Annotated in this window: 30 protein-coding genes; 19 read left to right on the top strand and 11 right to left on the bottom strand. The window is 63.7% G+C overall.

Translation table 11 applies throughout. From position 1 onward, the window contains the following. Positions 1 to 14: 14 nt before the first annotated feature. The 5 genes from ABID59_RS28745 to ABID59_RS28725 all read right to left on the bottom strand — a co-directional run bounded on the left by ABID59_RS28745 (position 15) and on the right by ABID59_RS28725 (position 3458). On the bottom strand, positions 15 to 1490 hold the full coding sequence (locus ABID59_RS28745) for a type II and III secretion system protein family protein (RefSeq protein ID WP_187435326.1): 1476 nt from the start codon (positions 1488 to 1490) through the stop codon (positions 15 to 17). Positions 1491 to 1501: 11 nt separating this feature from the next. After that, entirely contained in the window at positions 1502 to 2299 is a 798-nt protein-coding gene (gene cpaB, locus ABID59_RS28740; RefSeq protein ID WP_187435325.1) for a Flp pilus assembly protein CpaB, read from the bottom strand. 127 nt (positions 2300 to 2426) lie between these two features. Then, positions 2427 to 2951, bottom strand: a complete 525-nt coding sequence (locus ABID59_RS28735) for an A24 family peptidase (RefSeq protein WP_148755279.1) — start codon at positions 2949 to 2951, stop codon at positions 2427 to 2429. A 125-nt stretch (positions 2952 to 3076) separates the two neighbouring features. After that, entirely contained in the window at positions 3077 to 3217 is a 141-nt protein-coding gene (locus ABID59_RS28730) for a hypothetical protein (protein WP_354032564.1), read from the bottom strand. A 76-nt stretch (positions 3218 to 3293) separates the two neighbouring features. Next, positions 3294 to 3458: a Flp family type IVb pilin gene (locus ABID59_RS28725; protein ID WP_008131913.1), complete on the bottom strand. Its 165-nt coding sequence runs from the start codon at positions 3456 to 3458 to the stop codon at positions 3294 to 3296. A gap of 256 nt (positions 3459 to 3714) precedes the next feature. Between ABID59_RS28725 and ABID59_RS28720 the strand changes: the two genes are divergently transcribed. The 4 genes from ABID59_RS28720 (at position 3715) to ABID59_RS28705 (ending at position 6082) form a co-directional block, all read left to right on the top strand. Then, positions 3715 to 4542, top strand: a complete 828-nt coding sequence (locus ABID59_RS28720) for a sterol desaturase family protein (protein ID WP_354032558.1) — start codon at positions 3715 to 3717, stop codon at positions 4540 to 4542. Between the two features lie 159 nt (positions 4543 to 4701). Further along, on the top strand, positions 4702 to 5199 hold the full coding sequence (locus tag ABID59_RS28715; RefSeq protein ID WP_148755278.1) for a pilus assembly protein N-terminal domain-containing protein: 498 nt from the start codon (positions 4702 to 4704) through the stop codon (positions 5197 to 5199). A 62-nt stretch (positions 5200 to 5261) separates the two neighbouring features. Continuing rightward, a complete protein-coding gene (locus tag ABID59_RS28710; RefSeq protein ID WP_354085599.1) occupies positions 5262 to 5756 on the top strand; it encodes a TadE/TadG family type IV pilus assembly protein in 495 nt (164 codons plus the stop codon). Further along, positions 5720 to 6082 (top strand): hypothetical protein, encoded by a 363-nt coding sequence (locus ABID59_RS28705; protein WP_354085598.1) that lies wholly within the window; start codon positions 5720 to 5722, stop codon positions 6080 to 6082. Before ABID59_RS28710 ends, ABID59_RS28705 begins: the two co-directional genes overlap by 37 nt. Positions 6083 to 6174: 92 nt before the next feature. Here ABID59_RS28705 and ABID59_RS28700 read toward each other — a convergent pair whose 3' ends face one another. The 3 genes from ABID59_RS28700 to ABID59_RS28690 form a co-directional block, all read right to left on the bottom strand. Further along, the gene (locus ABID59_RS28700; protein ID WP_148755276.1) at positions 6175 to 6387 is read right to left on the bottom strand and encodes a cold-shock protein; all 213 of its coding nucleotides are present in this window, start codon (positions 6385 to 6387) and stop codon (positions 6175 to 6177) included. A gap of 267 nt (positions 6388 to 6654) precedes the next feature. Then, positions 6655 to 6942, bottom strand: a complete 288-nt coding sequence (gene infA, locus ABID59_RS28695) for a translation initiation factor IF-1 (protein ID WP_148755275.1) — start codon at positions 6940 to 6942, stop codon at positions 6655 to 6657. A gap of 23 nt (positions 6943 to 6965) precedes the next feature. Then, positions 6966 to 8519 (bottom strand): DEAD/DEAH box helicase, encoded by a 1554-nt coding sequence (locus ABID59_RS28690; RefSeq protein ID WP_354032418.1) that lies wholly within the window; start codon positions 8517 to 8519, stop codon positions 6966 to 6968. Positions 8520 to 9021: 502 nt separating this feature from the next. Between ABID59_RS28690 and urtA the strand changes: the two genes are divergently transcribed. The 15 genes from urtA (at position 9022) to ABID59_RS28615 (ending at position 22956) form a co-directional block, all read left to right on the top strand. Beyond that, on the top strand, positions 9022 to 10344 hold the full coding sequence (gene urtA, locus ABID59_RS28685) for an urea ABC transporter substrate-binding protein (RefSeq protein WP_148755273.1): 1323 nt from the start codon (positions 9022 to 9024) through the stop codon (positions 10342 to 10344). 82 nt (positions 10345 to 10426) lie between these two features. Beyond that, positions 10427 to 12037, top strand: a complete 1611-nt coding sequence (urtB, locus tag ABID59_RS28680; RefSeq protein WP_354085597.1) for an urea ABC transporter permease subunit UrtB — start codon at positions 10427 to 10429, stop codon at positions 12035 to 12037. Continuing rightward, positions 12034 to 13212, top strand: coding sequence for an urea ABC transporter permease subunit UrtC (gene urtC, locus ABID59_RS28675; RefSeq protein WP_148755271.1), 1179 nt, complete (start codon positions 12034 to 12036; stop codon positions 13210 to 13212). Before urtB ends, urtC begins: the two co-directional genes overlap by 4 nt. After that, positions 13209 to 13970, top strand: coding sequence for an urea ABC transporter ATP-binding protein UrtD (gene urtD, locus ABID59_RS28670; protein WP_354085596.1), 762 nt, complete (start codon positions 13209 to 13211; stop codon positions 13968 to 13970). The genes urtC and urtD overlap by 4 nt, the downstream gene beginning before the upstream one ends. Positions 13971 to 13973: 3 nt before the next feature. Further along, positions 13974 to 14669 carry an urea ABC transporter ATP-binding subunit UrtE gene (gene urtE / locus ABID59_RS28665; protein ID WP_148755270.1) on the top strand — a complete coding sequence of 232 codons (696 nt, stop codon included), beginning with the start codon at positions 13974 to 13976 and terminating at the stop codon, positions 14667 to 14669. Between the two features lie 52 nt (positions 14670 to 14721). Further along, the gene (locus ABID59_RS28660) at positions 14722 to 15555 is read left to right on the top strand and encodes an urease accessory protein UreD (RefSeq protein WP_354085595.1); all 834 of its coding nucleotides are present in this window, start codon (positions 14722 to 14724) and stop codon (positions 15553 to 15555) included. Between the two features lie 40 nt (positions 15556 to 15595). Beyond that, the gene (locus ABID59_RS28655; protein ID WP_148755268.1) at positions 15596 to 15898 is read left to right on the top strand and encodes an urease subunit gamma; all 303 of its coding nucleotides are present in this window, start codon (positions 15596 to 15598) and stop codon (positions 15896 to 15898) included. Between the two features lie 9 nt (positions 15899 to 15907). Further along, positions 15908 to 16213 (top strand): urease subunit beta, encoded by a 306-nt coding sequence (locus ABID59_RS28650; RefSeq protein ID WP_148755346.1) that lies wholly within the window; start codon positions 15908 to 15910, stop codon positions 16211 to 16213. 54 nt (positions 16214 to 16267) lie between these two features. Then, entirely contained in the window at positions 16268 to 16807 is a 540-nt protein-coding gene (locus ABID59_RS28645) for an HD domain-containing protein (RefSeq protein WP_354085594.1), read from the top strand. Between the two features lie 37 nt (positions 16808 to 16844). Continuing rightward, on the top strand, positions 16845 to 18560 hold the full coding sequence (gene ureC, locus ABID59_RS28640) for an urease subunit alpha (RefSeq protein ID WP_148755266.1): 1716 nt from the start codon (positions 16845 to 16847) through the stop codon (positions 18558 to 18560). Positions 18561 to 18705: 145 nt separating this feature from the next. Further along, positions 18706 to 19005 (top strand): putative quinol monooxygenase, encoded by a 300-nt coding sequence (locus ABID59_RS28635; protein ID WP_027530199.1) that lies wholly within the window; start codon positions 18706 to 18708, stop codon positions 19003 to 19005. A gap of 6 nt (positions 19006 to 19011) precedes the next feature. Continuing rightward, a complete protein-coding gene (gene ureE, locus ABID59_RS28630; RefSeq protein ID WP_354085593.1) occupies positions 19012 to 19611 on the top strand; it encodes an urease accessory protein UreE in 600 nt (199 codons plus the stop codon). Further along, positions 19592 to 20320 carry an urease accessory protein UreF gene (locus tag ABID59_RS28625; protein ID WP_354085699.1) on the top strand — a complete coding sequence of 243 codons (729 nt, stop codon included), beginning with the start codon at positions 19592 to 19594 and terminating at the stop codon, positions 20318 to 20320. Before ureE ends, ABID59_RS28625 begins: the two co-directional genes overlap by 20 nt. A 39-nt stretch (positions 20321 to 20359) precedes the next feature. Continuing rightward, the gene (gene ureG, locus ABID59_RS28620; RefSeq protein ID WP_148755262.1) at positions 20360 to 20983 is read left to right on the top strand and encodes an urease accessory protein UreG; all 624 of its coding nucleotides are present in this window, start codon (positions 20360 to 20362) and stop codon (positions 20981 to 20983) included. A gap of 314 nt (positions 20984 to 21297) precedes the next feature. Next, a complete protein-coding gene (locus ABID59_RS28615; RefSeq protein ID WP_354085592.1) occupies positions 21298 to 22956 on the top strand; it encodes a CHASE domain-containing protein in 1659 nt (552 codons plus the stop codon). Positions 22957 to 23025: 69 nt separating this feature from the next. Here the strand turns inward: ABID59_RS28615 and ABID59_RS28610 are convergent, their stop codons facing one another. The 3 genes from ABID59_RS28610 to ABID59_RS28600 form a co-directional block, all read right to left on the bottom strand. Continuing rightward, positions 23026 to 24168, bottom strand: a complete 1143-nt coding sequence (locus ABID59_RS28610; RefSeq protein WP_354085591.1) for an OpgC domain-containing protein — start codon at positions 24166 to 24168, stop codon at positions 23026 to 23028. Positions 24169 to 24358: 190 nt separating this feature from the next. Then, on the bottom strand, positions 24359 to 24811 hold the full coding sequence (locus tag ABID59_RS28605) for a hypothetical protein (RefSeq protein ID WP_148755259.1): 453 nt from the start codon (positions 24809 to 24811) through the stop codon (positions 24359 to 24361). Positions 24812 to 24897: 86 nt separating this feature from the next. Next, positions 24898 to 25269, bottom strand: coding sequence for an ElaB/YgaM/YqjD family protein (locus ABID59_RS28600; RefSeq protein WP_187435324.1), 372 nt, complete (start codon positions 25267 to 25269; stop codon positions 24898 to 24900). Positions 25270 to 25295 lie beyond the last annotated feature (26 nt).

The raw sequence follows: 25295 nt of genomic DNA, 5'->3' as shown, positions 1-25295 counted from the left end.
TCCCCGTTCCGCCATCAGTCCGTGATGAAGCCGTAGGTGCCGCGGTAGTTCTTTGCCGGCTCGGTCCGGCCCGGCACGCCATAGATGCGATTGATGTTGCCGATCAGTTCAGCCTGCGGATCCGCGGGCGCCGCGAAGCCGTCATCCGGCCGCGACAGGTCCTTTGGCGCCGCCGCGCGGACGACATAGGGCGTCACGATCACGACCAGCTCGGTCGTGTTGTTGACGAAGTCGCGGCTGCGGAACAGGGTGCCGAGGATCGGGAGCTGCATCAGCCCCGGCAATCCGCTGATCGCCTGCTTGGTCTGCTGCTGGATCAGGCCGGCCATCGCCATCGCGCCGCCGGAGGGAATTTCCAACGAGGTCTCGGCACGGCGGGTCTTGATCGACGGCACCGTCAGCGAGTTGACCGAAGTCGAGGTCACGGCCTGCGACAGCGTGATCGCATTTTCATTCGACAGTTCCGAGACCTCGGTCATCACGTGCAGGCTGATCTTGCCCTCGGTCAGCACAATGGGGGTGAAGTTGAGCGAGATGCCGAACTTCTTGAAGCTGATCTGGGTGGTGCAGACATGCGTGGTGGGGTCGCAGGCATAACCAGCCGGCACCGGGAATTCGCCGCCGGCGATGAAGGTCGCCGATTCACCCGAGATAGCGGTCAGGTTCGGCTCGGCCAGCGTCCGGATCACGCCTGCGGTTTCCATCGCGCGCAGGGTTGCCTGCACCGACGGTGTCGCGCCGAACTTGGTGGTCAGAGCGTTGCCGTCTACGAGATTCTTGCCAAGCGCCGTGAACGGGTTGGAGTTGCTGAAGCTCACCACCGAGGTGCCGTAGTTCAGGTTCGCCGTGAGGTCGATGCCGAGCTGCTTGATGACGGTGCGGGCGACTTCCGCGACGGTCACCTTCAGCATCACCTGGTCGCGGCCGCGGACCACGATCGAATTCACCACCTTCTCGGGGCCGCCGGCAAGGCGTGCGGCGAGATCGTTGGCCTGCTGCGCTTCGAGTGGGTTGGCCGCAGTCCCGGTCAGGACGACGCCGTCGCCGAGACCGTCGATCTGGATGTCGGAATTGGGCAGGATCTGCTTCAGCGCCGCACGCACGCCGTTGAGGTCGCGCTTGACCGCGATGTCATAGGCGGCGATCTGCTGGCCGGCGGAATCGAAGAACACGATGTTGGTCTGGCCGACCGAGGCGCCGATGATGTAGGCGCGCTGGGACGAGCGGACCACCGCGTTGGCGATCTTGGGATCGGCAACCAGCACATCCTTGATGTCTCGCGGCAGGTCGATCACGATCGACTTGCCGATGCCGAGCGAGAGGAAGCGCGCATTCATCTGGCCGTCGGCTGCAACCGGCGCCACGGGACGGTAATCTGCGGCGATCACGGGCGTCAACGCGGGGTTGAGCGTCAGCGCGAGAGCGGCCGAGAACGACAGGGCGCGAACCATCGAGGTCCGCATCGTCGCCAGATCTGCCCTGCATCTCATATCGACTGTCCTCATCGTGCCTTCGCCGCCTGGCTTGGAATGCCGTAGCGGATGATCGAAACGCCATCGCGCTTCTGCGCGGATTCATCGAGCGTGATCTCGCTCATCTTGACGTCGGCAATGCTGCGCAGCGCCAGCGACAGCGTTCCAGCCTGGCGGGACGAGGAAAGCTGCTGGGTTTGTGCGGAATTGAGTTCCAGCGTCACGGTCTTGCCGACCACCGCGTTCTGGCCGTCCTTCTCCTTCGGCGCCTGGTCGATGGCGAGCACGCGGACATTGACCAGAATGACCTCGGACGTGACGACATCCTGGGCGCCGGAGCTCTGGTCCGGGTTCTTGAGGCGGCGCGTCAGCAGCACATCGACGCGATCGTTCGGCAGGATGAAGCCGCCCGCGCCGGTCTCCGGCGAGATTTCGGTGGAGATGGCGCGCATGCCGCTCGGCAGGATCGCAGCCATGAAGCCGGACCCATCGGCCTTGACCAGCTTCTGGTCGCGGATCGGCTCACCCTGGATGAAGGGGGCGCGCGCAATCGAGCCGGTGACCTGGGTCGCGCCGTCGGGGCGCTCGCTGCGGCGGATGAAGGCGGCGCTGGCTGTCGCGGTCGGCCAGGTCTGCCACTGCACGTCGTCCGGCTTTACGGTCTGCCCGAGGCCGATGTCGTTCTTGGCGACCAGGACGTCGGTGGTGGGAAGCTGCGCGACCGGAGCCGCTGGAGGCGGCGCAGAGTCCGAGCCGCTCGCCAGATACGCGGCGATGCCGCCGGCGCAGATGGCGACCGTCAGGACGACTATGCGTGCCCTATTCATACGCTTCACTTTCCACAGTACGCCGCGACGCTGCCGCCGCCGTAATCGGCAGTTGACCAGCTATTCGTCAAAGCATGGTTAATGAGGCGTATCTAAATCGCCTTAACGCCGGGTGTATCCTGGGCGTTCAGCGCAGTGCGAGGTGAGCGAGGTCGATCGCTTTCACCCATTCGGTCTCGGGGTAGACCATCAGTGCGCCAAGTGCGAGCGCGATGCCGTAGGGAATGCCGGTCTGCTTGTCGTGGAGCCGCGCCAGCCAGGCCTGGCCGGCAAGCCCGTAAGGCAACGGCCATTGCCGGAGCTGGAGCAGGAGCAGGGTCAGCGCGCCGCCGAACAGCGAGGCGTAGAGCAGGAAGTCCATCAATTGGGCGAAGCCGAACCAGAGCGCCACGGTAGCTGCGACCTTGGCGTCGCCGCCGCCCATCCAGCCCATCGCAAAGCAAGTGAACGCCGCGACGAGGAGCAGCGCGCCGGCGCCGATATGGCTCAGCATCTCGTAAGGTGCCATGCCACCGGCAAAGGCGAGCACGAAGAAGCCTGCCACCAGCGCCAGCGAGACGCGGTTCGAGATTGTCATGGTGAAGAGATCGCTGGCGGCTGCGAACGCCATCAAGGCCGGGAAGAGCATAAGGCGCGCGAGGTCGAGGATCATGGGCTGCGTCTTGAGGCCTGGGTCCGTCGCCCGGATCGGGGCGTCGGCGCATGCTAGGGGGCAGTGCTAAACAAACCGACAACGATCGCAGCAGCTTCGGGGCCGGTCATCCGGCGCCAAAAGGCTCACCACATGCTGGCGATGCGCATCGCGAGCGTGACCATGGCGAGCAGCAGCGCAAGGCAGACCCAATAGGCCGAGGCGTCGCCTCGCGCCGTGTCCGCCTCGTTCGCCGCAACCGCGGCATCGGTTCTGTGCTTACGCAACGCCACTGGAACTCGCACTGTCCGAAAAACAAAGGCCCCGGAGGTCCGGGGCTTTTGCCATCGTCTGCCGGTCGGCTTACTTCAGCGAGGAGCTGATCGAGCCGAACTTGGCGTTCAGCGTGGTGCCGAGGTTGTTGACGACGGTGATGATGGCCAGCGCGATGCCGGCGGCGATCAGACCGTATTCGATGGCGGTGGCGCCGGATTCATCCTTCGCGAAACGCGCAATCAGGTTCTTCATGAACTAAACTCCATCTGGTGAGGTCGCCTCGATCGGCGCTGTCTTGACGCGACGAGAATGTGAGCCGAGCTCTTTCGGTAGAGTTAATTCGATCGGTCAAACCCGTGCCTCACGCGGTGCTTTTGGCCAGAGTGAATTTCGCCTTAAGGCGGCGGTTGCAATTCGTTCCGGTTCCGAACGCGCCATCAACTTCATTCTCCCTTAAATTTCGCGGAGTAGGCCTAAGAGAGGTCAGCGGACTGGAGCAGAAGCGATGATGTCGAGCCTACCCATGCAAGTCGCCCTGATGCTCGGCGAGACCATCGAGAAGGTGATCCCGGTCACTCTCATGCTCGCGGTGGTTTTCACCGTGCTTGAATATTTCTGGGCCTGCAATGCGGGTCCGTCGTGGTGGCGCAAGCGCGAGATCGTGACGGACATCTGCTACTGGTTCTTCGTTCCGGTGTTCGCCCGCACCATGCGGATCGGACTCCTGATCGTCACCGCCGGCGTCGTCTTCAACATCCACGACGCCGACGAGCTGATCGCGTTCTACGACAACGGCCACGGCCCGCTGTCGCAGCTGCCGCTCTGGGTGCAGGGCGTGCTGTTCCTGGTCCTGGCCGACTTCATGCTGTACTGGCTGCACCGGCTGTTTCACGGCGGCGGGTTCTGGAAATATCATGCGATCCATCACTCCTCCGAGGAGATCAGCTGGATCTCGGCGGCCCGCTTCCATCCGGTCAATCTGATGCTCGGCACCATCGGCGTCGACGTCGTGCTGCTGATGGCCGGCATTTCGCCGAACGTGATGATCTGGGTCGGCCCGTTCACGACCTTCCATTCGGCCTTCGTGCACGCCAATTTGAACTGGAGCTTCGGCCCATTCAGATATGTGCTGGCGACGCCGGTATTCCACCGCTGGCACCACACCTCGCTCGAGGAGGGCGGCGACACCAATTTTGCGGGCACCTTCCCGATCTGGGACGTGCTGTTCGGGACCTTCCGCATGCCGAAGGGCGAGCTGCCGCAGGATTACGGCAAGGATGAAGCAACGATGCCGAAGGAAATCGGCGGCCAGCTTGCTTATCCGTTCCGCCAATAGGATTGCGTCCGGCGCCGGGGCGACAGAAACGCCAGTCCATTCAAACAATACCTGCCGAGTTTGCGGAACGTTCACGAATTACAGGCAGGTTAACCGGGTCGGGCGCCGGCTCCGCTTTTTGATCGATTCTGCCGGTTTGTGACGTCCCGGGGTAAGAGTATGCGTAAAGAGTTCCTGCGCCGTCATGCGCGCATCTGTCTTCTGGCTGCGGCTGCCGTGCTGGCTTCGCCGGCCGTTGGCCTTGCCGAGCCCACCGCCGATACCATCGCGGTCAATGTCGACCAGGCCAAGCTCGTGCGGCTGCCCGGCAGGGTGGCAACGATCGTGGTCGGGAATCCCCTGATCGCCGACGTGACGCTGCAGCCCGGCGGGATGATCGTCGTGACCGGCAAGGGTTACGGCGCCACCAACTTTATCGCGCTCGACCGCGGCGGCGAGATTCTGGTCGATCGGCAGATCCAGGTCGAAGGCCCGAGCGACCGGCTCGTGACTGTCTATCGAGGGATCGAGCGGGAGTCCTATAGCTGCCTGCCGATCTGCCAGCGCCGCGTCACGCTTGGCGACAGCGACAATTACTTCAGCACCACGATGAATCAGGCCGGGACGCTGAGCAGCAGTGCCAGCGGCAACGGCGCCGCGGCTGCCAAGACCAACTAGCGAGATCAGCCGAGGGGCCGACGGGCGGTCCCGGGGCAGAGATCGCTGCCGAATTTCACGCGATGCCATCGCCTGCACCTTCGAGGTTCACGCTCCGGACTGCGCTGCGCCGGTTTCGCGGCAATCGCTGCGGCTTCGCCGCGGTCGAGTTCGCGCTGGTCGCGCCGATGTTCTTCGCACTGTTGTTCGCGATCATCGAGACGGCGCTGATGTTCTTCGCGAGCCAGGTGCTCGAGACCATCACGCAGGACTCCGCCCGCGTGGTCCTCACGGGCCAGGCGCAGTCCGGCTCGGTGGCGAGCTGTGCGGTCAATAGTGTGAGCACACCGTGCACCCAGGCTACATTCAAGAGCTACGTCTGTAAGCAGATTCCGGCGTTGTTCGACTGCAACAGTCTCAGGGTCGACGTCCAGAGTTATTCGGACTTCTCGTTGGTCACGCTCGGCAACTACACTGCCTGCAACTTCGATCCCACCACGACCGGATACAACCCCATCTCCAGAACACGTTCACGGCGAGCATGTCGATCATCACGCCGTACGACAACACGCTCGTGAACGGCACGATTGCTCAGGTCTATATCGACGCAAACAGCATCGCCAAGATTCAATGGAGCAAGTCCGCCGTCATTGCGACCGGTGCGGCGCAGGCCAGTCTGACAGCTCCGCCGCCGACACTGGCGGCCAATACCACGGTCACATCGATGATTCCGTCGACGCTCCTGATTCCGTCGACCTACCTCATCTTCAGCCAGGTGAGCTACATCTACACGGCTCCCGTCAAATACGTCCTGAAGTCGGGCGTCACGCTGAGCGATGTCTCGTATACGCGGCCGCCGCAAGTCACCTGCGTTGCCTATGGTGGCGTTCCGACGTCGTGCTGAGCCGGATGGCCGGCGAGCTCGTCGATAGCGCATAAAAAAGGCCGTGCATCCCGCACGGCCTTTTTCGCTATTCGGTGCGCTTGCGCTGGAGATCAGCCTGCGTCGCGGAGGTTGTCGGCAGCCGACTTGCCGGACCGGCGATCGGCGACGATCTCGTAGGAGATCTTCTGGCCTTCGCGCAACGAGCCGAGGCCGGCGCGCTCGACGGCGCTGATGTGGACAAACACGTCCTGTCCGCCTTCGTCGGGCTGAATGAAGCCGAAGCCCTTGGTTGCGTTAAACCACTTCACGGTTCCCATGCTCACGGGGTAGTTCCTTCTCAGATACACAATGTAAGAGCCCGCTTGCGCAGGCAGGTTAGATCGAATTTCTGGAAGGGTCGTCAGCGTGTCTGAACCGGCTGTACCGGTGGATGCCAATGTCGTCCGGCCGAAAATCGATTAACGGATTTTATTGGAAATAAGGCGCTAAAACAATCCTGACGCGCACGATTTTTTGATCCGCCGCAATGTGAGCGGCGGATCAGCATACAGGTCAGAATTTTACTTCCGCACTGGCGTGCCTGAAGCGGATCAGCGGCGGCGGAACTGGCCGCCGCGCTGTCCGGGACGCGGAGGTCCACCCGCCCCACTGGGACGTTCGTCCTTGTGACGGAAAATCAGCCGGCCCTTTTCGAGGTCATAGGGCGACATCTCCACCGTCACGCGGTCTCCCGCCAGCGTCTTGATGCGGTTCTTCTTCATCTTGCCGGCGGTGTAGGCAACGATCTCGTGCCCGGCGTCGAGCTGCACGCGATAGCGCGCGTCGGGGAGGATTTCGGTGACCAGTCCTTCGAACTGGATCAGCTCTTCCTTAGCCATGAATTTCTCCAGGTCGTGGACGGCTAGTGCGAATAGGGTTTGCGGGTCGGTTGGCCCATCGGCCGACTGTCGCGGCGCAAAAAGGCCACGCCTTGTATCCCATCAGGCTTGCCGGCGCTATGCGAAGAACGCTGCTCCGGTCGGTCGTTTGACGAAGAATGCGGCTTGCCACCGGCCGGGCGACGGCGAGCACCCTTCGAGACCTTCTGGCCGCCACCAGGCCGTCCGTCAACATGCCTGCTATCACCATGCCGACCTTCGCCGGGCCTTCCGTCGCCCTGCTTGCCGGCGTTATGCCGTCCTTCAGTACGCCTCTCATCAGCGCGGCGTCCGTCACCTTGCCTTGCGCCTTGCGGGCGCTGGCCCGGGCGGCCCGGCCGGCCCTGCCGTTGCTGTGACGGAGGCGGGCCTGCATCGTTGCGGCCGGCGTCCGTGCGGTTATCTTCCCGCGGCAGCGCCACCTTGATCAGCCGCTCGATGTCGCGGAGATAGCCGAGCTCCTCGCCGCCGGCGACCAGCGAGATCGCGGTGCCCTCGGCGCCCGCGCGCGCGGTGCGGCCGATGCGGTGGACATAGGTCTCCGGTACATTCGGGATGTCGAAATTGATGACGTGAGTGATGCCGTCGACATCGATGCCGCGGGCGGCAATGTCGGTGGCGACCAGGGTGCGGATTTCGCCCGAGCGGAACTGCGCCAGCGTCCGCTCGCGATGGTTCTGCGACTTGTTGCCGTGGATGGCGCTGGCGGCAATGCCGGCCCTCTCGAGCGTCTTCACAACCTTGTCGGCGCCGTGCTTGGTACGGGTGAAAACCAGCGCGCGGTTGACCGGCTCATTCTTCAGGAGCTTGGTCAGGACGGCGGGCTTGGCCGAAAAGTCGACCTGGATGATGCGCTGGTTGATCCGCTCCGCCGTCGAAGACACCGGGGTGACGGCAACGCGGGCGGGGTCCCGCAGCATCGCGTCGGCGAGCTCGGCGATGTCCTTCGGCATGGTGGCCGAGAAGAACAGCGTCTGCCGCTTGATCGGCAGCTTCGCGACGATCTTGCGGATGTCGTTGATGAAGCCCATGTCGAGCATGCGGTCGGCCTCGTCGAGCACGAGGAATTCGACGCTGCCAAGCTTCAGCCCGTTGCTCTGCACGAGGTCGAGCAGGCGGCCGGGGGTGGCGACCAGAACCTCGACGCCCTGCATCAAGGAGCGGACCTGACGGCCCATCGGCACGCCGCCGATGGCGAGCGTCGAGGACAGGCGGATGTGGCGGCCATAGGCGTTGAAGCTGTCGAGGATCTGTCCCGAAAGCTCGCGGGTGGGCGACAGCACAAGCACGCGCGCCGTCTTGGGCTGCGGCTTGATGCGGTTCTCGAGCAGGCGGTGCAGGATCGGCAGCGCAAAAGCGGCGGTCTTGCCGGTGCCGGTCTGGGCGATGCCGACGACGTCGCGGCCGGTCAGCGCCGTGGGGATGGTCTGGGCCTGGATGGGGGTGGGGGTGACGTAATTCTCTTCGGCGAGCGCACGTGCGATGGGTTCGGCGAGGCCGAAGTCCTGAAAGGAAGTCAAAAGAGGGGCTCTTTTCATGTCAAAAGCGGGCGCCCGGCCTAATCAGCGGGGCACGCGCAAAGGGGTGTCGAGAAGACACCTGCGTGTTTGGGGTGTCGGATGGCTTGGGAGATATGGGGCAAGCCAGACGCCCGTAGAGGGCTTAAGAACACGCGGCTCGCAACGACCGCTCGATTCGCAAGCGATCTCCACCTCATATGGAACATCGACGGGGCGGTTTCAAGGCAGACGTTCACCTGACGTCGATTGCAGTGCAAAAATAGTTATGCCTGAATTTTAGCCATCTGCGGAATTTTGCTTAAAAAATAAACTGACTGCCGCATAAGCATACATTTATGTCGCCAAAACTTTAGGCAGACGCACTACGGCGAAAGTTTGATTGCGACGAAATTGTCTAGACTGACCAAACACTTGGCAAGTGCCCACCCCATGGCATGGTTCTTGCGATTCCGTTAATCGCAGGCGGCCGTGGGGCCGTTTCGCAGCGTTTTCACGTCTGCGTCAGGGAGATGATACATCCATGCCTACCAAACCCATTCACGATATAGCGGCGTCATTTAGCCGCCGCGGCGTTCTCGCCGCGACCGCCGGACTGATGCTCGGTCTGGCGTCCATTTCCGGTGCCAAGGCCGCGGACGACACCATCAAGGTCGGCGTCCTGCACTCCCTCTCCGGCACCATGGCCATCAGCGAAACCACGCTGAAGGACACCATCCTTTTCCTGATCGACGAGCAGAACAAGAAGGGCGGCGTGCTCGGCAAGAAGCTCGAGGCCGTCGTCGTCGACCCCGCCTCGAATTGGCCGCTGTTCGCCGAAAAGGCGCGCGAGCTGATCACCAAGGATAAGGTCTCGGTCGTGTTCGGCTGCTGGACCTCGGTGTCGCGCAAGTCGGTGCTGCCGGTGTTCAAGGAGCTCAACAACATCCTGTTCTACCCCGTGCAGTACGAGGGCGAAGAGTCCGAGCGTAACGTGTTCTACACCGGTGCGGCGCCGAACCAGCAGGCGATCCCGGCCGTCGACTATCTGATGAAGGACGAGAAGGTGAAGCGCTGGGTGCTCGCGGGCACCGACTACGTCTATCCGCGCACCACCAACAAGATCCTGGAAGCCTACCTGAAGTCCAAGGGTGTCGCCCAGGAAGACATCATGATCAACTACACGCCGTTCGGTCACTCCGACTGGCAGACGATCGTGGCCGACATCAAGAAGTTCGGTTCGGCCGGCAAGAAGACGGCGGTGGTCTCGACCATCAACGGCGACGCCAACGTCCCCTTCTACAAGGAGCTCGGCAACCAGGGCGTCAAGGCGAAGGACATCCCGGTGGTCGCGTTCTCGGTGGGTGAGGAAGAGCTCGCCGGCATCGATACCAAGCCGCTGGTCGGCCATCTCGCCGCCTGGAACTACTTCGAGTCGATCAAGACTCCGGCGAACGAGAAGTTCATCAAGGACTGGCAGGCTTACACCAAGAACCCGAAGCGCACGACCAACGATCCGATGGAAGCCCACGTGATCGGCTTCAACATGTGGATCAAGGCGGTCGAGAAGGTGAAGTCGACCGATCCGGACAAGGTGATCGATGCGCTTCCAGGCATCGAGGCGGCGAACCTGACCGGTGGCACCTCGAAGATGCTGCCGAACCACCACATCACCAAGCCGGTGTTCATCGGCGAGATCAAGGGCAACGGCCAGTTCGACGTGGTCTGGAAGACCCCGGGTCTCGTCGCGGGCGACGCCTGGTCGAAGGAGCTCGACGGCTCCAAGGACCTGATCGGCGACTGGGTCGGCAAGAAGTGCGGCAACTTCAACACCAAGACCAACAAGTGCCTCGGTTCCGGCTCCTGATCCGGATCTGACATTCGACTGCACAATGGGAGAAGACGGCCATTCCGCCGCCTTCTCCCCACTTCTGCCGGGGTGATCCACAGTGCCAACCAATTTATCCGCTCGTCTCTGCACCTTTCTCCTCTCGCTATTCCTGATCGCGTTCGCACTGCCGGCCTTTGCCGGTCCGTTCGAGGATGCGGTCGCAAAATTCGCCAACGACGATTATTCCGATACGGACGAAGCGATCGGTGTGGTCGCAAGCAGCGGCAACAAGCTTGCCTTTCCCATCATCAGCGCGCTCCAGGACGGCCGTCTCATGGCTGACCCGGACAGCAAGAAGGTTTACGTCACCGGCACCGACGGCAAGTCGATTGACGCCGCGACCGGCGAGCCCGTGGCTAGCGTGCCCGATAGCGCAAGCGCCGTCCGCCTCAACAACCGCCTGCGCCGCAGCGTCGATGCTGCGCTCGGCAGCCTGACGCTGCAGTCGCCCGATCTCGGCGCGCGACTCCAGGCCGCGCAATCCGTCTACAAATCGCATGAGGAGACGGCGCTCGAGCCTGTCGAAGGCGCGCTCGCCAAGGAAACCAACAGATCGGTCAAGACCGCGCTCAGTGAAGCACGCGCGGCGATCCTGCTGTTCAAGTCCGACGCCACCGAAGTGCAGAAGCTCGAGGCCGTCGCCACTATCAAGGCGCGCGGTGATCAGGAAGCGCTGGCGCTGCTGTCCGACATCGGCACCGACCAGCCGGCCTCCGTCGCGAAGGCTGCGGCGAGCGCCATCGGCTCGATCCAGAGCTCGCTCGCGGTCTGGTCCACGGTGCAGAATGCCTGGTACGGGCTGTCGCTCGGTTCGGTGCTGCTGCTCGCCGCGATCGGGCTCGCCATCACCTTCGGCGTGATGGGCGTCATCAACATGGCCCATGGCGAGATGGTGATGATCGGGGCCTACACCACTTTCGTGGTGCAGGAGGTGATCCGCACCCGCTATCCGGCGCTGTTTGACTATTCGCTGCTGATCGCCGTGCCGCTCGCCTTTCTCGTTGCCGGCGCCATCGGCGTGGTGATCGAGCGCAGCATCATCCGCTTCCTCTATGGCCGGCCGCTGGAAACGTTGCTTGCGACCTGGGGCCTGTCGCTGGTTCTGCAGCAGGCAGTGCGCACCATGTTCGGCCCGACCAACCGCGAGGTCGGCAACCCCTCCTGGATGAGCGGCGCGTTCGATCTCGGCCAGATCACCATCACCTATAACCGGCTCTGGATCCTCGTCTTCACGCTGGCCGTGTTCATGATCCTGCTCGCGATGCTGCGTTACACCGCACTTGGCCTCGAGATGCGCGCGGTGACGCAGAACCGCCGCATGGCGGCTTCGATGGGCATCGCCACCTCGCGTGTCGACGCGCTGACCTTCGGGCTCGGCTCTGGCATCGCCGGCATCGCCGGCGTAGCGCTGTCGCAGATCGACAATGTCAGCCCCAACCTTGGCCAGAGCTACATCATCGACAGCTTTATGGTCGTGGTGTTCGGCGGGGTCGGCAATCTCTGGGGCACGCTGGTCGGCGCCTTCACGCTCGGCATTGCCAACAAGTTCCTGGAGCCGGTTGCGGGCGCCGTGCTTGGCAAGATCGCGATCCTGGTTCTGATCATCCTGTTCATTCAAAAGCGGCCGCGCGGCCTGTTCGCGCTCAAGGGCCGTGCGGTGGAAGCATGACCTCTCACATGCTGACGCGATCACTGGACCGTGGCGCGGCGATCTTTCTCGCCGTCGTCGCCGCCTGCGGCATCCTCATCCCGCTCTCCAACCTGCTGCTGCCGGCGGGCTCGTTCCTGCAGGTGCCGACCTATCTGGTCGCGCTCTGGGGCAAATATGTCTGCTACGCTATCCTCGCGCTGTCGATCGATCTGATCTGGGGCTATTGCGGCATCCTCTCGCTCGGCCACGGCGCCTTCTTCGCGCTCGGCGGCTACGCCATGGGCATGTACCTGATGCGGCAGATCGGCACCCGCGGCGTCTACGGCAATCCGATCCTGCCTGATTTCATGGTGTTCCTGAATTATTCGAAACTGCCGTGGTACTGGCACGGCTTCGACATGTTCTGGTTCGCGGCGCTGATGGTGCTGTTCGTGCCGGGCCTGCTCGCCTTCTGCTTCGGCTGGCTCGCCTTCCGCTCCCGCGTCACCGGCGTGTATCTGTCGATCATCACGCAGGCCATGACCTATGCGCTGCTGCTCGCCTTCTTCCGCAACGATTTCGGCTTCGGCGGCAACAACGGCATGACCGACTTCAAGGATATTCTCGGCTTCAACGTGCAGGCCGAAGGCACCCGCGGCGCCCTGTTCATGCTGAGCTGCCTCGGCCTGATCGTCAGCTTCCTGATCTGCCGCGCGGTCGTGTCCTCCAAGCTCGGTAAGGTCCTGATTGCGATCCGCGATGCGGAATCGCGCAGCCGCTTCCTTGGCTACCGGGTCGAATCCTACAAGCTGTTCGTGTTCACGCTGTCGGCCTGCATGGCCGGCGTCGCCGGTGCGCTTTATGTGCCGCAGGTCGGCATCATCAACCCAAGCGAATTCGCACCGGGCAATTCGATCGAGGCGGTGATCTGGGTCGCGGTCGGCGGCCGCGGCACGCTGGTCGGCGCCGCGCTCGGCGCCATCGTTGTCAACTATGCCAAGACCTTCTTCACCTCCGGCGTGCTGGCACCCTACTGGCTGTTCATGCTGGGTGCGCTGTTCATCCTGGTGACGCTGCTGCTGCCGAAGGGCATCGTCGGCACCTTCAATGCTTGGCGGGAAGCGTCGAAAGAGAGGCGCCCGGCTGCGGCCACCGCAAGTGCTGCGGCCGAGGACGGCGTCACCGAACCGAAGATGGCGGAGAAGCGGTCATGAACGTCATGGATACCCGCGCGACCTCCGCGATGCTCTATCTCGACGGCGTGCACGTCTCGTTCGACGGCTTCCACGCCATCAACAACCTGTCGCTGACGCTCGCGCCCGGCGAGATGCGCGCCATCATCGGTCCGAACGGCGCCGGCAAGACCACCATGATGGACATCATCACCGGCAAGACCAAGCCTGACGAGGGTACCGTGCTGTTCGACGGCGTCACCGATCTGACGCGGCTGGACGAGACCCGCATCGCCGAGCTCGGCATCGGCCGCAAGTTCCAGAAGCCAACGGTGTTCGAAAGCCAGACCGTGCAGGACAATCTCCTGCTGGCGCTCAATGTCGATCACAGCGTCAAAGGCACGCTGTTCTGGCGCGGCAGCAGGGCGGAGTCGGAGCGTATCGACAAGGTGCTGGAGACGATCCGTCTCACCGACGCCCGCAACCGCCTCGCCGGCAACCTCAGCCACGGTCAGAAGCAATGGCTCGAGATCGGCATGCTGCTGGCGCAGGACCCTAAGCTGCTCCTCGTCGACGAGCCCGTCGCTGGGATGACCGACGTCGAGACGCATCTCACCGCCGAGTTGCTCAAGGAGATCAACAAGACCCACACGGTGATGGTGGTCGAGCACGACATGACGTTCGTGCGCGAGCTCGGGGTCAAGGTCACCTGCCTGCATGAAGGTACGGTACTCGCCGAAGGAACCATCGACCAGGTCTCGTCGAACGAGCGGGTCATCGAAGTCTATCTGGGACGCTGAGCGATGCTTGAGGTCAAGGACATCAACCTGTTCTACGGTGCGGCGCAGGCGCTGCGTGGTGTGTCGATCGCGGCCGAACCCGGCAAGGTGACGTGCGTGCTCGGCCGCAACGGCGTCGGCAAGACCTCGCTGTTGCGCGCCATGGTCGGGCAATATCCGATCTCCTCGGGCGCGATCGTGTTCGACGGCAACGACATCACGGCCCTCAAGCCCTATGAGCGGGCGCGCAAGGGCATCGGCTTCGTGCCTCAGGGCCGTGAGATCTTTCCGCTTCTGACGGTCGAGGAAAACCTCAAGACCGGCTTCGGCCCGCTCAAGCGCGAGGACAAGCACATCCCGGACGACGTGTTCTCGTTGTTTCCGGTGCTGGAGTCCATGCTCGGCCGGCGCGGCGGCGATCTCTCCGGCGGCCAGCAGCAACAGCTGGCGATCGGGCGTGCGCTGGTGATGCGGCCGAAACTGCTGCTGCTCGACGAGCCGACGGAAGGCATCCAGCCCTCGATCATCAAGGACATCGGCCGGGCCATCTCCTACTTGCGCAACCTCGGCAACATCGCCATCGTGCTGGTCGAACAATATCTCGACTTTGCCTGCGAGCTTGGCGACAGTTTCGCGGTGATGGATCGCGGCGCCGTGAAGTTCACCTGCGACCGCTCCACTCTCGACGCCAGCGAGATCAGCCGCCAGATGGCGCTGTAAGCGGGGGAATTGTAAGCCAAAAAAGCCTGCCGCGGCCGGCTGGGGGAGACGGATGCGCAGCGACGCCTCTTTGGCGACATCTTCGGTGTTCGAAGCCAATCGTGCCCGCGGCGCGGTGCGCTTCGACGTGCACGCCCGCGACGGCGTGACGCGGCGCGGCGTTTTGCATGAGTCCGGCTCCCTCCGCGTGCGCTTTCCTTCGCCGGAAGGTGAAGGGCTCTCCGGCGTGTTCGTCAACACCGCCGGCGGCGTTGCCGGCGGCGATCGCTTCGACATCGAGATCTCGGCCGCCGAGGCTGCCCGTTTGACGCTGACAACGGCGGCCGCCGAAAAGGTTTATCGGGCGCCGGGCGCGGCGGCGCAGCTCAATATCGCCTTGAAGGTTGCCGCAGGCGCGCATCTCGGCTGGCTGCCCCAGGAGACGATCCTGTTCGATCGCGCCCGGGTCCACCGCCGCTTCGACATCGAACTCGATGATGCCGCCTCGCTCCTGCTTTGTGAAATTGTCGTATTCGGCCGCACCGCCATGGGCGAACGGATGGAGCAGGGCGAATTCGTCGACCGCTGGCGGTTGCGCCGTGGCAGCAGGCTGGTCTTTGCCGAGACCATCAGACTCGACGGCAATATCGGCGCAAAGCTCGCGCGATCGGCGGTCGCCAAGGCGGGTGCCGCGATCGGTACGGCCCTGATCGTGCCCGGCGACGAGGCCCTGGTCGAGCGCATTCGTGAGGCATCGGACTCGTTTGCCGGCGAGGTCGGAATCTCGGCCTGGAATGGGTTTGCAATGGCGCGGTTCTGTGCCCAAGATGCGGCGCACTTGCGCACCGACATGATGGCCGTGCTGGCGCGCACCGGCATGGCGCAGCCGCGACTCTGGCTGAATTGACGGCTGGCTGAATTGAAGAGCTGAACGGAAGAGATTTCGCATGAACCTGTCTCCCCGCGAAAAGGACAAGCTTCTGATCTCGATGGCGGCGATCGTGGCGCGCCGCAGGCTCGACCGCGGCGTCAAGCTCAATCATCCCGAAGCGATCGCGATCATCTCCGATTTCATCCTCGAGGGCGCTCGCGACGGCCGTACCGTCGCCGAGCTGATGCAATCCGGCGCGCAGGTGCTGGCCCGCGACCAGGTGATGCCGGGCATTCCCGAGATGATCCACGACATCCAGGTCGAGGCGACGTTCCCTGATGGCACCAAGCTCGTCACCGTTCACGAACCGATCCGATAGGAGCGCATGATGATCCCCGGCGAACTCTTCATCCAGGACGGCGAGATCGAGCTCAATGCCGGCCGCAAGACCGTGACGCTGACGGTGGCCAACACCGGCGACCGCCCGATCCAGGTCGGCTCGCACTACCATTTCTTCGAGACCAACCCTGCGCTGAAGTTCGACCGCAAGAAGTCCCGCGGCATGCGCCTCGACATCGCCGCCGGCACCGCCGTCCGCTTCGAACCCGGCCAGACCCGCAACGTCCAGCTCGTCGCGCTTGCCGGCAAGAAAACCATCTACGGTTTCCGCGGCGACGTCATGGGAAAGCTGTGAGCACAGGAACGAGCGCGGCGCGGCGCGGTTGAGGCGGAAATGGAGGTCTTTGCCATGCTGTCGCCAATCCGCCTCATCTCCGAAGCCGCCGAACTCGCCGCGCACCGCCACAACGGCATGGCGCGCAAGGGGCGCAAACATGATCCCTACATCAACCATCTCGCCGAGGTCGCGAACCTGCTTGCGAACGCGACCGATGGGGCCGATGCCGAGCTGGTCGCGGCCGGCTGGCTGCACGATGCGATCGAGGACACCGACACCACGCGCGAGGAAATCGCAGAGAAATTCTCCGAGCGTGTCGCTTCTCTCGTCGCCGAATGCACGGACGATATGAACCTGCCGAAGCCGGAGCGCCGGCGCCGGCAGGTGATCGACGCACCCAGCAAGTCGCCCGGCGCCAGGCTGATCAAGATCGCCGACAAGATCAGCAACATTGGCGCACGCATCCATTCCGATCAGACCGCCGAGGAGCGTGACGACCTCGCCGACTATACAGGCTGGGCCGAGCAGGTCGTCGCCGGTTGCCGCTGCGGCAGCGCCTGGCTCGACACGGAATTCGATAACATCGTGCTCACAGCGAGGGCCTCGCTGTGAGCACCAACCCAATATTCAAATACAAACGGGGCTTGTGATGTCCGTCAAGATAAAGCGTTCCGTCTATGCCGACATGTTCGGCCCGACCACCGGCGACAAGGTGCGGCTCGCCGACACTGATCTCATCATCGAGGTCGAGAAGGATTTCACCACCTACGGCGAGGAGGTGAAGTTCGGCGGCGGCAAGGTGATCCGTGACGGCATGGGGCAGTCGCAGGTCACCAACAAGCAGGGCGCGGCCGACACCGTCATCACCAATGCGCTGATCGTCGACCACTGGGGCATCGTCAAGGCCGACGTCGCGATCAAGGAGGGCATGATCGCAGGCATCGGCAAGGCCGGCAATCCCGACATCCAGCCGGGCGTGACCATCATCATCGGCCCCGGCACCGACGTGATCGCAGGTGAGGGGAAAATCCTCACCGCCGGCGGCTTTGACAGCCACATCCATTTCATCTGCCCGCAGCAGATCGAGCACGCGCTGATGTCTGGCGTCACCTCGATGCTCGGTGGCGGCACCGGTCCCTCGCACGGTACCTTCGCCACAACATGTACGCCCGGCCCCTGGCACATGGGGCGGATGATCCAGTCGTTCGATGCCTTCCCGGTCAATCTCGGCATTTCCGGCAAGGGCAATGCGTCGCGGCCCGCGGCGCTGGTCGAGATGATCAAGGGCGGTGCCTGCGCGCTGAAGCTGCACGAGGATTGGGGCACCACGCCGGCCGCGATCGACAATTGCCTGTCGGTGGCCGACGATTACGACGTCCAGGTCATGCTGCATTCCGACACGCTGAACGAATCCGGCTTCGTCGAGGACACGATCAAGGCGTTCAAGGGCCGCACCATCCACGCTTTCCACACCGAGGGCGCGGGCGGTGGTCACGCCCCTGATATCATCAAGGTCGCCGGCTTGAAGAACGTGCTGCCGTCCTCGACCAATCCGACGCGGCCGTTCACCCGCAACACCATCGACGAGCATCTCGACATGCTGATGGTGTGTCACCACCTTGATCCCTCGATCGCGGAGGATCTGGCGTTCGCGGAAAGCCGCATCCGCAAGGAGACCATCGCGGCAGAAGACATCCTGCACGATCTCGGCGCGCTCTCGATGATGTCCTCGGACTCCCAGGCCATGGGCCGTCTCGGCGAGGTCATCATCCGGACCTGGCAGACTGCCGACAAGATGAAGAAGCAGCGCGGATCGCTGCCGCAGGACAAGGGCAAGGACAACGACAATTTTCGCGTCAAGCGCTACATCGCCAAATACACCATCAATCCCGCGATTGCGCACGGCGTGTCGAAGCTGATCGGCTCGGTCGAGAAGGGTAAGATGGCCGATCTCGTGCTGTGGTCGCCGGCCTTCTTCGGCGTCAAGCCGGACTGCATCGTCAAGGGCGGCACGATCGTGGCAGCTCCCATGGGCGATCCGAACGCCTCGATCCCGACGCCGCAGCCGGTACACTACCAGCCGATGTTCGGCGCCTTCGGCAAGGCGCGCACGGCGTCCTCGGTGGTGTTTACTTCAAAGGCAGCCATCACCGGCGGCCTCGCGCGAAAACTCGGCATCGAGAAGAAGCTCTATGCGGTCCAGAACACCCGCAGCAAGATCTCGAAGAAGAGCATGATCCACAACGACGCCACGCCCAATATCGAGGTCGATCCGGAGACCTACGAGGTGCGCGCCGATGGCGAGCTGCTCACCTGCGCGCCCGCCGAGGTGCTGCCGATGGCGCAGCGATATTTCATGTACTGAAATAGCGCCTCAACACATGTCCCCCGGCGCATGTCCCGATTGCATGTCCCGGGGGCGGCTTTTTCCGGTTTTGCGTTCGATCCCGGCTGGTCTAATGTCCCGCCCGGTATCGTAACCTTCAGAAGAAAAGCCGGGAGGATTTCTCGTGATCTATGTCGTTGCCACCCTGACCATCAAGCCCGAAACCCGCGCCGAATTCATTGCAGCCGCCACCGCCTGCATCAAGGAGACGCGGAAAGAACCCGGCAATATCGCCTACGATCTGCATGAGAGCGTCACCGATCCCTCCAAGATGGTGTTCGTCGAGCAGTGGGAGAATGCCGAGGCGCTGGTGCCGCATCGCGGCCAGGAGCACATGAAGACGTTTGGCCGTGTCGCGGTGAAATGCTTCACGGCGCCGCCGAAGATCGAAGTCATCACGCCCGAGAAGGTCGAGACGAGGTAACAGCGCATGATCCGGGCGACGCAGGTTAAGGGACAGCACCGCTTCACGGAAACGCCGGCGGATACGGTCGTGCTCGATTTCGACGATCGGCACCGCCGCCGGATGGCGATGACGGGGACGCGGGGGCTAAATTTCGTGCTGGACCTGGAGAACGCAGTTGCGCTGCGCGGCGGCGATGCGCTGGTGCTGGAGGACGGACGACTGGTCGAAGTGGTCGCGGCACCCGAGCCGCTGCTCGAGATCCGCGGCCGCGACCCGCACCACCTCATCCGCGTTGCCTGGCATCTCGGCAACCGCCATCTGCCGACGCAGCTGATGGCCAAAGCCTTGCGCATTCGCCGCGACCACGTCATCGAAACCATGGTGAAGGGGCTTGGCGCGCGGGTGGTCGAGATCGAGGCGCCGTTCGATCCCGAAGGCGGGGCCTATGCCGAGGCCGGACATGCGCACGCGCATGACGACCACGGACACCAGGATCACCATGATCATCACGGCCACGACCACCATCATGCCGCGCATGACCATGGGCATGATCATCACCACGACGAGCATTGCGATCATCCCGACCATCACCACGGCCACAAGCATGCTCACGACCACAAATGAGCCGGTCAAGGCCGGTGATCTCGCCGGGAGCGAGGCGGCGGCGCTGTACCGGCTGATGACGTGGCTGTCGCCGGCGTTTCCCGTCGGCGGGTTCTCCTATTCCAGCGGCATCGAGTGGGCGGTCGAAGCGGGGGACGTCGCCGACATCGTGACGCTGGCCGACTGGCTGGATGCCATGCTTGGCGGCGGCTCCGGCTTTTGCGATGCGACGTTTCTGGTCCACGCCTATCGTGCCGCCGAGGCCGGTGAAGACACCGCCTTGAATGATATCGCCGAGCTCGCTGCCGCCTTCGTGCCGTCGCGCGAACGTCAGCTCGAGACGACCTCGCAAGGCCGCGCCTTCATCGAGATCTCCCGCGCGGCGTGGGATGCCGACGGCCTGGATGCCATGGTTGCGGCGTGCCGCACGCCACTGGTCTATCCCGTCGCCGTTGGCGTTGTCGCCGCGCTGCACGGCGTGCCATTGGCGCCGACGCTGCACGCCTTCCTGCACGCGCTGGTCTCGAACTGGATATCGGCGGCCAGCCGGCTCATTCCGCTCGGCCAGACCGACAGCCAGCGCGTGCTGGTGAAATTGGAAGCCGCCGTCGCCGTAACCGCCAATCGGGCGCTGAACGCGACACAGGACGACCTCGGCAGTGCGACGTTCCGCGCCGATCTCGCCAGCCTGCGGCACGAGACACAATATACGCGGCTGTTTCGCTCGTGAGCGGTACAGCCTTCAACCGATCAAGAGAGAGCGAGTGACATGGCAACTTCTCACGGCCCCTTGCGTGTCGGCGTCGGCGGCCCCGTTGGATCGGGCAAGACCGCGCTGATGGATCTGCTCTGCAAGACCATGCGCGAGCGCTACGACATCGCCGCGATCACCAACGACATCTACACCAAGTGGGATGCCGAATTCCTCGTGCGCTCGGGCTCGCTGACGCCGGACCGCATCGCCGGCGTCGAGACCGGCGGCTGCCCGCACACCGCTATCCGCGAGGACGCTTCGATGAATCTCGCCGCGGTGGCCGACATGCGCGCCAAATTCCCGGGGCTGGATCTCGTGCTGATCGAATCCGGCGGCGACAATCTGGCGGCGACCTTCTCGCCGGAGCTTGCCGACCTCACCATCTATGTCATCGACGTTGCGGCCGGCGACAAGATTCCGTCCAAGGGCGGCCCCGGCATCACCCGCTCCGACCTTCTGGTCATCAACAAGATCGACCTTGCGCCCCATGTCGGTGCGTCGCTGGAGAAGATGGACACGGATGCCAGACGCATGCGCGGTGAGCGCCCCTTCGTCATGACCAACCTAAAGAAGAGCGAGGGGCTCGACCGTATCGTGGGGTTCATCGAGACCAAAGGCGGGTTGAAACGCGCGGACTGAAACGGGTGGGGTGAAAGGGCGCGGCGACGTGGCGCAGGCATTTCCCGCCGTTAACGTCTGAGGCAAAGCCGCGTTTACGGAACAAATTTCGGACACGGCGATTATCTACCTCCGGCGCCCGGAGCAGAGCCGCTGTTGGCCAGACGATCGGCCGGGCGGATTAAGCTTTTTCGGCGACCGAAGTTGCGTACAGATGCCTCCTCCGTCATTATCCCTGCCACTGGGGTCCACCCTGTTTCGGCACATGGCCGTTCGAGCGGCGTTGATATGCTCCGTGTTTATTGCCGACCTCCTGCCCTCGCCTGAGTAGTCGCGTGGTCCGGCTGGGTTTCATCATCGGCTTCATCGCTCTGCTCGGAGCCTTGCTCTCCGGGCTTGCGGCCTATCGTGTCCACGACCAGGAGCTGGCGCTGGACCGGATTGCGCTGGCCCGCGCGATCGACGTTCATGCGAGCCTCGTCCAGGACAGGTCGACCGAACGTGAGCTGCTGGCGCGCGTCGCCTCAGGCCTGTTCCGCGCGCCATCGGTGCTGAAGCCCAACATGCTGGAGCCGTTGCGCTCGGCGATCTACGCCTTCAAGACCGATTTCGTGGTGGCCGGCTGGGTCGCCCGGCTGCAGCCGAACGAGCTCGCCGCGGCGCAAACCGCGATTGCGGCCGCCGGCTTTCCGAAACCGCAGATCCGCGACTACAGCGACAAGCCGATCGCCGCGGCAAGCCTGACCCAGCCGATCGACGTGCTGATGGACCTCGAGCCGCGCAGCGACGAGACCAAGGCGCTGCCGGGCCGCAGCTACGATAGCGACCCGGTTCGCAACGCCATGTTGGCGCGCGCCAGGGTCGAGAAGCGGTCGGTTGCTTCCGACCCCGTACCGCTCTCGAGCGACAACGGGCCGATCGGCGTCATCGTGGCCGCCCCCGTCATTCCCGAGGGCGCCACCGAGCCGGTCGGCTTCGTCACCTTTTCCTACGAGCTGGCTTCGCTGATGCTGACCAATGACGATCTGTCGTTGTTCTCGGTCGCGCTCAAGGACCCGCGCAAGGACGGCGGCGAGCTCGTTGCCAACGACCAGGGCGTCGTCTCCACCCGCATGACGACGCCGGACGGGCCGGCTCCGTCGGCGACGCGCACCATCAGCTTCGGCGGCCGCGACTGGCAGCTCGGTTATTACGCCAAGTCCAATTCGGCACGGCGCGCCGAGCAGACCGCAATCATCGTCGCGGCGATCGGCTTCGCCATCACCGCGATGGTCTGCGGCCTGTTCGGCTACGTCGCCTACAATAACTTGAGGCTGAGCCGCGAAATCCAGGTGCGGATCGGCTTCGAGCGGCGGTTGACGGCTGTCATCGACGAGCTCAACCACCGGGTCAAGAACATCCTTGCGGTGATCCAGTCGATTGTGACGCGCACGCTGCGCCACGGCTCGGACATCGATGTCGCGCGCGAGCTCCTGATCGGCCGCATCCACGCCATGTCCAACGTGGTCTCGCTGCTCAGCGAGAGCCAGTGGCAGGGTGTCAAGCTGAAGGGCCTGTTCGAAGCGCGCGCCATTCCGCATGCCGATCGTATCGCCGTCAGCGGCCCGGATATCGCGGTCAGCGCGCGTGCCGCCCAGAGCCTGTCGCTGCTGTTCTTCGAGCTTGCCTCGCATTCCGACGAGGGCCTGTCGCTGGTCGGCAAGCATCCGCACATCACCGCGAACTGGACGGTGACGGGCGAGGAGAACGAGACGGTGTTTCATTTCCGCTGGGAGGAGTTCAACACGAGCGAGGCGACGCGCCGGGCGGATTCGGATTTCGGCCTGATCCTGCTCGACCGCGTCGCGCCCGAAGCGCTCGGCGGCATCGCCAAGCGCTACTTCACGGATGTCTCCTATGTCTATGAATTGACCGCGCCGATGGAGACGGTCGTGGACATGACCGAGCGCGACCGCACGGAAAAGCTGTCGCAGCCGGTGAAGCCGGCGCACTAGCTCTTCGGCCGCAACACCAGACCGACCAGGTTGCGTGCATAGGCCGGCGAGATCGGCGCGACGCCTTGGCTAGGCTCGCTGCCGCACAGCCGCTGGCTCGTCCTGACGCTTCGACCAGGAGATATAATAGGCCACCGCCGTCATCGCCGCGAAACCGGCAAGGCTCACCCCGATCTGCATCACGACCAGATTGGCGCCGGTGATCAGGATGAGATGGCCGGCGAAGGACAGGAATACACCGACGCAGAACACGGCGAGCCATTCCTCGCCGCTTTTGATCACCATCTGGAGCGGCTTCCATTGCAGCCCCGGATGGTCGGGCGGGATGAGGTGGGTCGCGATGAAAGCGAGCGCGAGGAAATGGAGCACGCGATAGGGCGCGAGGTTTTCCTTGTCGGTCGGCGAGATGCCGTTGAGCACGACATCCGGCAAATAGGCGGACAAAGTCGGCGAATGGCTCATCAGGGTGATAGCCATCGCCGACACCAGATAGGCGCCCGCCAGCACGCGGAGCCAGGGCAGGTTGCGCAAGGCGCGGCCCGACGCGCCGGTGACGGCGAACCAGCCGCCCAGCACCATCAGCATCTGCCAGCAGAACGGATTGAACGTCCATTCCTGGTCCGGATAGGTCCGGAAACCCCACTCGAACCAGCGCGCCGCGAAATAGAACGCGACAGAGAGCGCCAGCGTCACGTTCGGCCGCCGCAATAGCCCCCACAAGGCAAACGGAAAGAAGGCCATCAGCGGGATCATCAATTTCAGCAGGTCGAGGTTCAGCGGCTCCTCCTGCAGCACGAGGCCGCGGACCAGGATGCGCAGCGGATGTTCGAGAATGCCTGAGATGTTGTAGTCGCTGATGATCTCCGGCGCCATCGATTGCGAGGCGACATAGGCGATGGTGTCGATGTAGATCACGAACAGCACGACATAGGCGGCATAGAGTCGCCAGACGCGGCGGAAGATGCGCGTCGCGGCGACGACATAGCCGCGCTCCAGCGCTATCTTGCCGTGGATGATGGCGACGCCATAGCCCACCACGAACACGAACAGGTCGGCAGCGCCGCTGAAGCCGAAGTTGCGCAGCGTCAGCAGATTGACGACATTGTTCGGGATGTGATCGACAAAGACCGACCAGGTCGCAATGCCGAGTGTCAAATACAGCCTTGCGTCGTGGTCGAATGCGGAGAGGTTGGCCCTAACAGACGGCTTCATTGCTAATTATTTCACTTGGAATCAGGGCGATGCTTTTAGCGGCAACCGCCTGCCTGTCCGAGTAGCGTTTGCGTGAAGGGGGACCGATTGTAGCGCGGCTGATGAAAAATTGCGCAGAGAAGGGCCGTCGAATTCCCGCGAACCCGCCCGTCGGCTCGGCAGCGCAACTTTCTTGATTGCGGTTTCGACCTTACTCGGCCGGCTCGACTGATCCCTCATCGGCCGCGCCGGCGCGGCTTGCCATGATACCGAGCGCGACGCCGCCGATGGCCAGGATCGGTAACAGCCGCTTGACCCCGATGGCGCGGACGATCTGCAGGCCCGTCGCGATCAGCATGGGATCGGCGAGCATGCTCGGGGCCGCCTTCGCGGCGTGCTCGGCGGCGATGCGGGCACGTGTCCGCATCTCGCGCTTGTAGCCCCAATAGCTCCCTGCGGCGGCAAGCGTCAGCAAGAAGAAGATCCCGGCACCGGCAAGGCAAGCCTGCACGGGGCCGTACTTTTCCAGCACGGCGATGAAGACCGCCGCGCAGAGGAAGCATGTGGTGATGAAGAGCGCGAACGCTGCGCCCGCCGCCAGCGAGGTCAGCCGCACAGTCGTTCCCGTCGATGCGCTGATGCCGTCGATGATGCGCTGAAACACGTTCTTGCTCCTCAGGTCTCCACAAGCCAATTCGTCACGTGCCGGTCACAGCGGCGGGCGTCGTGACCTCAAATTTCACCGCGCGCCTAGCGACGCCAGGCCGCGCCGATCAGGAAGCCGATGCCGAGCGCGATGCCGACGGTCGCGAGCGGCCGATGCGTGATCGCGTCCTCCAGCGTCTCCTCGATCGAGCCGTAGGCATCCTGCGCCGCGTCCATCATCGCGCCACCGCGCTCCGAGAAGTCGTCGAGCGTCGAATCCACGTTGTCGCGCGCCTGCTTGTAGCCGCGTCGGGCCTGCTTGCCCGTGGCGTTGGCGAACGTGTTGAGGGCGTCGGTGATCTGGTCGGTGAGGGCGGCGATATCGCTTTTCACGGCTGCTACATCCTTCTCGATGCGTTCTGCGGTGGCTTTGTCGGCCCAGTCTCTCATCCTGGCTTCGCCATCGGTTATTGACATCACAAGCTCCGGACTATTGGCGGCGA

It is taken from the genome of Bradyrhizobium sp. S3.3.6 (assembly GCF_040546905.1).
Lineage (GTDB): Bacteria > Pseudomonadota > Alphaproteobacteria > Rhizobiales > Xanthobacteraceae > Bradyrhizobium > Bradyrhizobium cytisi.
The sequence above is the reverse complement of the archived record's forward strand: the minus strand, read 5'-3'. Positions and strand labels throughout refer to the sequence as shown.